At 58.7% G+C, this 4,953-nt stretch carries 3 protein-coding genes; 2 read left to right on the top strand and 1 reads right to left on the bottom strand.

Annotated elements, in window-relative coordinates; genetic code table 11:
• Positions 1–315 precede the first annotated feature (315 nt).
• A complete protein-coding gene (locus SO140_RS45285; RefSeq protein WP_498544137.1) occupies positions 316–1,068 on the top strand; it encodes a tyrosine-type recombinase/integrase in 753 nt (250 codons plus the stop codon).
• 1,964 nt (positions 1,069–3,032) lie between these two features.
• Here the strand turns inward: SO140_RS45285 and SO140_RS45280 are convergent.
• Positions 3,033–3,215 (bottom strand): hypothetical protein, encoded by a 183-nt coding sequence (locus tag SO140_RS45280; protein WP_474804956.1) that lies wholly within the window; start codon positions 3,213–3,215, stop codon positions 3,033–3,035.
• A gap of 793 nt (positions 3,216–4,008) precedes the next feature.
• Here SO140_RS45280 and SO140_RS45275 point away from each other — a divergent pair.
• The gene (locus SO140_RS45275) at positions 4,009–4,593 is read left to right on the top strand and encodes an ATP-dependent DNA ligase (RefSeq protein WP_474804957.1); all 585 of its coding nucleotides are present in this window, start codon (positions 4,009–4,011) and stop codon (positions 4,591–4,593) included.
• Positions 4,594–4,953: the final 360 nt, after the last annotated feature.

Genomic DNA, 4,953 nt, shown 5'->3' with positions numbered 1-4,953 from the left:
GGATTGCGTTCGAGTCCGGGCACAATACCGGCGACCAGCCAACTCGACTGGCCGATCTCGATCACGGCGATCACTGTTGCGTCTTGCTCAAGGGTGATAAGGCATCTGCTCAGGTCGTTCTGCTTCGCCATGGGACGCTCCATCGCTTTGTTGCCGCGACGATGGTGCCATTGTCTCGCCGCGCAGCCCATAGCATCTAAACCGCTCGCGCGGTAGGGCGGCCGGGCTGGCGACACAGCCAAGAGGATAGCGCCACGGGGCGTCCTGTCTTGAGATGAGGGGTTCGCAACCTTCACTCAAAACAGGAGCATCCCCATGACCGACGAGGCAATGAGCCCGTTGCGTCGGCGCATGATCGAAGACATGACGATCCGCAAGCTCGCGCCCAAGACCCAACACGACTACGTGCAAAGGGTCAAGAACGTCGCCGCGTTTCTCGGGCGATCGCCGGATACGGCGAGCTTCGAGGACGTGCGCCGCTACAAGCTGCATCTGGCGGCGATCGGGGTCGGCGTGCCGACCATCAACCAGACTGTCTCCACGTTGCGGTTCTTCTTCCGGATCACGCTGAAGCGCCACGAGATCGTGGAGCATACCCATGTCATTCACGAGTCGCGCAAGCTGCCGGTGGTGCTCAGCATCGAGGAAGTGGCGCGGCTGCTCGATGCCGCGTCGGGGCTAAAGTACAAGGCAGCGCTGAGCGTGGCCTACGGTGCGGGACTGCGGGCCACTGAGGTGGTCTCGCTCAAGGTCTGCGACATCGACAGCAAGCGCATGATCATCCGCGTCGAGCAGGGCAAAGGCGGCAAGGATCGTAACGTCATGCTGTCGCCGAGCCTGCTCGAACTGCTGCGGACCTGGTGGAAGGCGGCGCGCCCGCAGGGCTGGCTGTTCCCGGGCCGCGATCCGGCGCAGCCGATGACCACGCGTCAGCTCAATCGCGCCTGTCACGCCGCCGCTCAGATGGCGGAGATCAACAAGCGCGTCTCGCTGCGGGGGAAGAACGAGAGGCGCTGTTGCGGAAGCTGCGTCGCAGCGAAACGGCAGCAGAGATCAGCGGCTGCTTGAGGTCATTAGAGCCATCAAAACAGAAATATCCTTAGCGGATATCGTGTCTCTTTGCTTGGTCCCGACGAACACATTGCAGTTCGTGCGCCGAGTTTGAGTTTGATATTTTTTTTTGGATCGACCTTTACCGCCCCCTCGGGCCAGCCGACCCTGCAATGGCTGGAGAGGGTTTGCGAGCCGGCGGTCCGATGGACGCGGTGCGCCGCGCCACGCAAGGCTATCGCACACACCCGTATCGCACTGTTCACTTTTGGCTCAAGGATGTATTTGTAACGTTCCAGCAAAGGAGCGGTAAGCCGCCGATGAAGGACATGCAGGCGCAGTGAGAAGTGCGCGTTAATCCGAGACTTGGCAACCGATCCTAAAAAGCGAGAGCTGTTAATGCGGCTGGCGGAGCACCTGCTCGCCACTGAGGTTGAGGGCGCAATTGCAGACGGGATGAAGCGCACCGGATGAAGAACCGAGCCCTGGACTTTTGACGCTCCAGATTGCCGGTCCCAAGCTCGTCACCAGCGCGATGCGAATCTCTGAGAGTTCGGTTGCAGGGTTCGCTACAAAAAGAACCCGCCCGAAGGCGGGTAGCGCAAGATACCGAAAATGGGTCTGCCAATATCAATCAGCGGCACACGTGTCCGCGGTGCTCTTCTGCGAGCTAGGCCTCGCCAGCCCGATGGTGAGTTGGCTGGGATCGGCTGACGCCGCAACTATCCGTGGCTTCGGGCGTGGGGTCAGAACCGCGATCTGATTGGGAGAAGCGGGCATCCCCGCCGACATCAGGTTTGGCGTTGCCGAACTCTCCTCAACCTGGGCTCCTCCCAGCACTGCCACTTGGAGCCGCGAGATCGGGAAGCCCGTCACTTCGAAGGCCGGAAAGTGCAAAGTGCACGCGCGAGCTTGATGGGTCGTCGCGCCTGCTACGGAGACAATTGCCGTTGCGATCAAGAACAGATTTCTCATGATGATACCCACTTGGATTAGAGATATTTCCACCACGAATTCCGCAATCATTTTAGTTGTGAGCCAGCGACGCAATCTGTGAACCTGTTCACTGGCGATGCTAATTCTGTTTGCCCCGCTGAGTGCGTGACTCCGATAAGGGCCCCGCCCCAAGTCAGGGAAGAACGGAAAGCTTAATAGGGGCGGGGTTCTGAAGTATGCCTCTCAAAGGGACAGCCCATAAGCCTGTCTCGGTATAAGATGTTAGCGTCATTAGTTGGTTTTTTCTGTCCGGTAACCAACGTTAGCGAAAGAAATTTCAGGACAGTGCTCCCGACAGTAATTTTCCCGGGACTCGGGGAGGACACGTACGCCGTTAAACGAGAGAAGAACAGCCGGCGAAACATAGGCGTGCATCGGGCACACGCGAGGATCGCAGTCGAGCGTGGCCGGCTCGAACTGCACGACAGCTATGTCCGGGTCTTGAAAAGAGAGGCCGGCAACTGAGGCGGCCTTACTTCAGAGCGGGCTAAGCTATCCTGCTGGCCTTGCTGTTCCGCCTTCCGGCCGTACTCAATCGCCATCTGCTCCAATTCGCGCCGCGTCTTTTCATTTGAGGCTAGGGGCGCCTGGATGCGGCACAGACGAGCGAGCGGAAAGAGAAATTTTGCTGCATACTTGCCCTTAAAGTCACCGCGACCGACATGTCCCTAATTGGTCAGACTCAGGAGCTGCTGGTTCAATCCGACAGGCATTCTGAAGGCGCGTCCGCTGCGCCAATCGATTAGGAGGTTCATGGGTTAGTCCGGACGGATCGCGATGGATCGAACAAAACTTTTCTTTACCTGCCATTGCTGATCTGATGACTAACAAAGAAACTACGCGACAAAATCTCAGCGTGGCCGACGCTTACGACGCAATAGCGGACAACGAAGAGCGGTTGGGACGAACTCTAGGATCGCAATCGCCGGATTTGCGAAGTCCAGTAGACGCGGCTCAGTGACCAGGCCTGCACTTCTGCAGCGGCATTACGCTTCGAGGTCTTCGACGGTCCGGATTTTTTCAGCACGAGCTGCCAGATCGTCATAGTGTTTCGCCGCCCGACGCAACGTATCTTCCGTTTGTCTGTGTTCGCAATTGTCCGCCTTCGCGCGGAACTCGTCTGCTCGCATCCGCCAATACTTGGATGTGTGCATACGCTCGATGCTCATGGGCGCCTCCACTTTCCGCGCCTGAGAAACGGCCCCAGCACAACCCTGAATGCCGGGCCGTTGGAGATTGCTTGGCGCATCTGGGCGGGCCAAGCCGACGCTAGGCTAGATCAAGCGCCAAGCACGTTATGTCCACTTTTGCACAGACAGGCTTAAAGACATGCAGATTGGATTAAATCCCATGGGCTCACGAGGATATGAGCAACGTTTCGCGTCAGGGAAAAAGGACCTCAGCTCCGGGGCTGGCGCTAGCTGAGGTCCTTTCGTGGCGGCGTTGCGTTGTGGAGCCGAACGCCGCGTCGCCGACTCACACTGTTGCCACTTGTTCCCGATCGCGAGCGAAGTCGGTCCGGGGACAGTTCTCGTCCGGCGGCTCAGGATGCCAGACGTAGGGCAGTTCGATCGCGAGGAGTTCATAGGACTGCGTAAGTTGCTCACGGGAGCGACGCATCATCTCTCCGCTAAAACTGCTTATGGCTCGCCTGCGCTCTTGTTGGCTGGCGATGTATCGCGCCCATGCTTCTTTGTCGTAAGGCATGACGGCCCCGAGATGCCGCTGGTGGTTACTAGCTTATGTTAAAAATTCGGGCCAGAAAACTGACAAATCCCGAGGAATTAGGACAGTGCTCCGCACGGTAGTTGTACGGAGTCCACTTGGCATTTAGATACCGATAACGTGCCGGTCGCCGGGGCTGGCATTTCCATCCCGAACAAGATTGCAACCGGCAAGGGGTCGCTGAAAGGCGGCCCCTTTCGATTCGAAAAATTTGTCGCACATTCCTATCTTCGACTTATGCGTACGGCGTACGAGCTTTGCCTGGCTACTGCCGGCAAACAGGTCCCGGCGGGGCCGGACTGGATTCATGAGGTGAAGCACGATGGCTACCGGGTTATCCGGGAGAACGAGCGTGTGCGCCTGCTATCTCGCAACGGCACCGATTGGACTAAGCGTTATCCGTGGATCGCGGAGAAAGCGCTGAAGAACCGACAGAAGCACTTCGTCATCGATGGTGAAGCCGTGATCCTCGGAGTGGACGGCATCGCGGATTTCAACGCGCTGCACTCGCGCAAGCACGATCACGAGGTGCAGCTCTACGCTTTCGATGTGCTGGCAATGGGCGGCGACGATTTGTGCGAGCTGCCACTGCACCTTCGCAAGACGAACCTGGAGCGGCTGCTGGCGCGCCGGCCGGATGGGATCACCGTGGCGCCGTTCGAGCGTGGCGAGTTCGGTCCAAACCTATTCCGCGCGGCGTGCCGCATCGGCTTGGAGGGTTTGGTGTCGAAGCACCGCGATCGACCTTACCGCGGAGGCCGGCAAAAGTTCTGGATCAGGGTAAAGAACCGCAGTCATCCATCGATGGAGCGGGAGCTATAAGTTCCTAGGAGCCCGGGGGCGAACGTGGAGGGTGAAAAATGGCCCTGCACTTTAGCCGCCACGATAGTCCCCTCGAGGAGTTGGAAATTTGGAGCGGACCAGCCAAGGCTTTTCATTTGTGATCAGCAGGGAGAGCCGCAATGGTCCTGGCCTCCATGGGCCACCCGGCTTTGTCGCCTCGTGACGTCCCCTCAATGAGAACAAGCCTGCTGTCAGGGTGGGTGGCTCACCGGCAGCTCTCTTAGTAGGAAAACCATTTGTTACGCATGTCGAACGGCCCAAAGGGGGGTCGTTCCTGACGGCTGCGTCGCCTGCGAGCGTGACGGGAAGGCTGTTCTAACGGTCTGATGCCGAGAGTAC

The organism is Bradyrhizobium sp. UFLA05-108 (assembly GCF_059803455.1).
The sequence above is the reverse complement of the archived record's forward strand: the minus strand, read 5'-3'. Positions and strand labels throughout refer to the sequence as shown.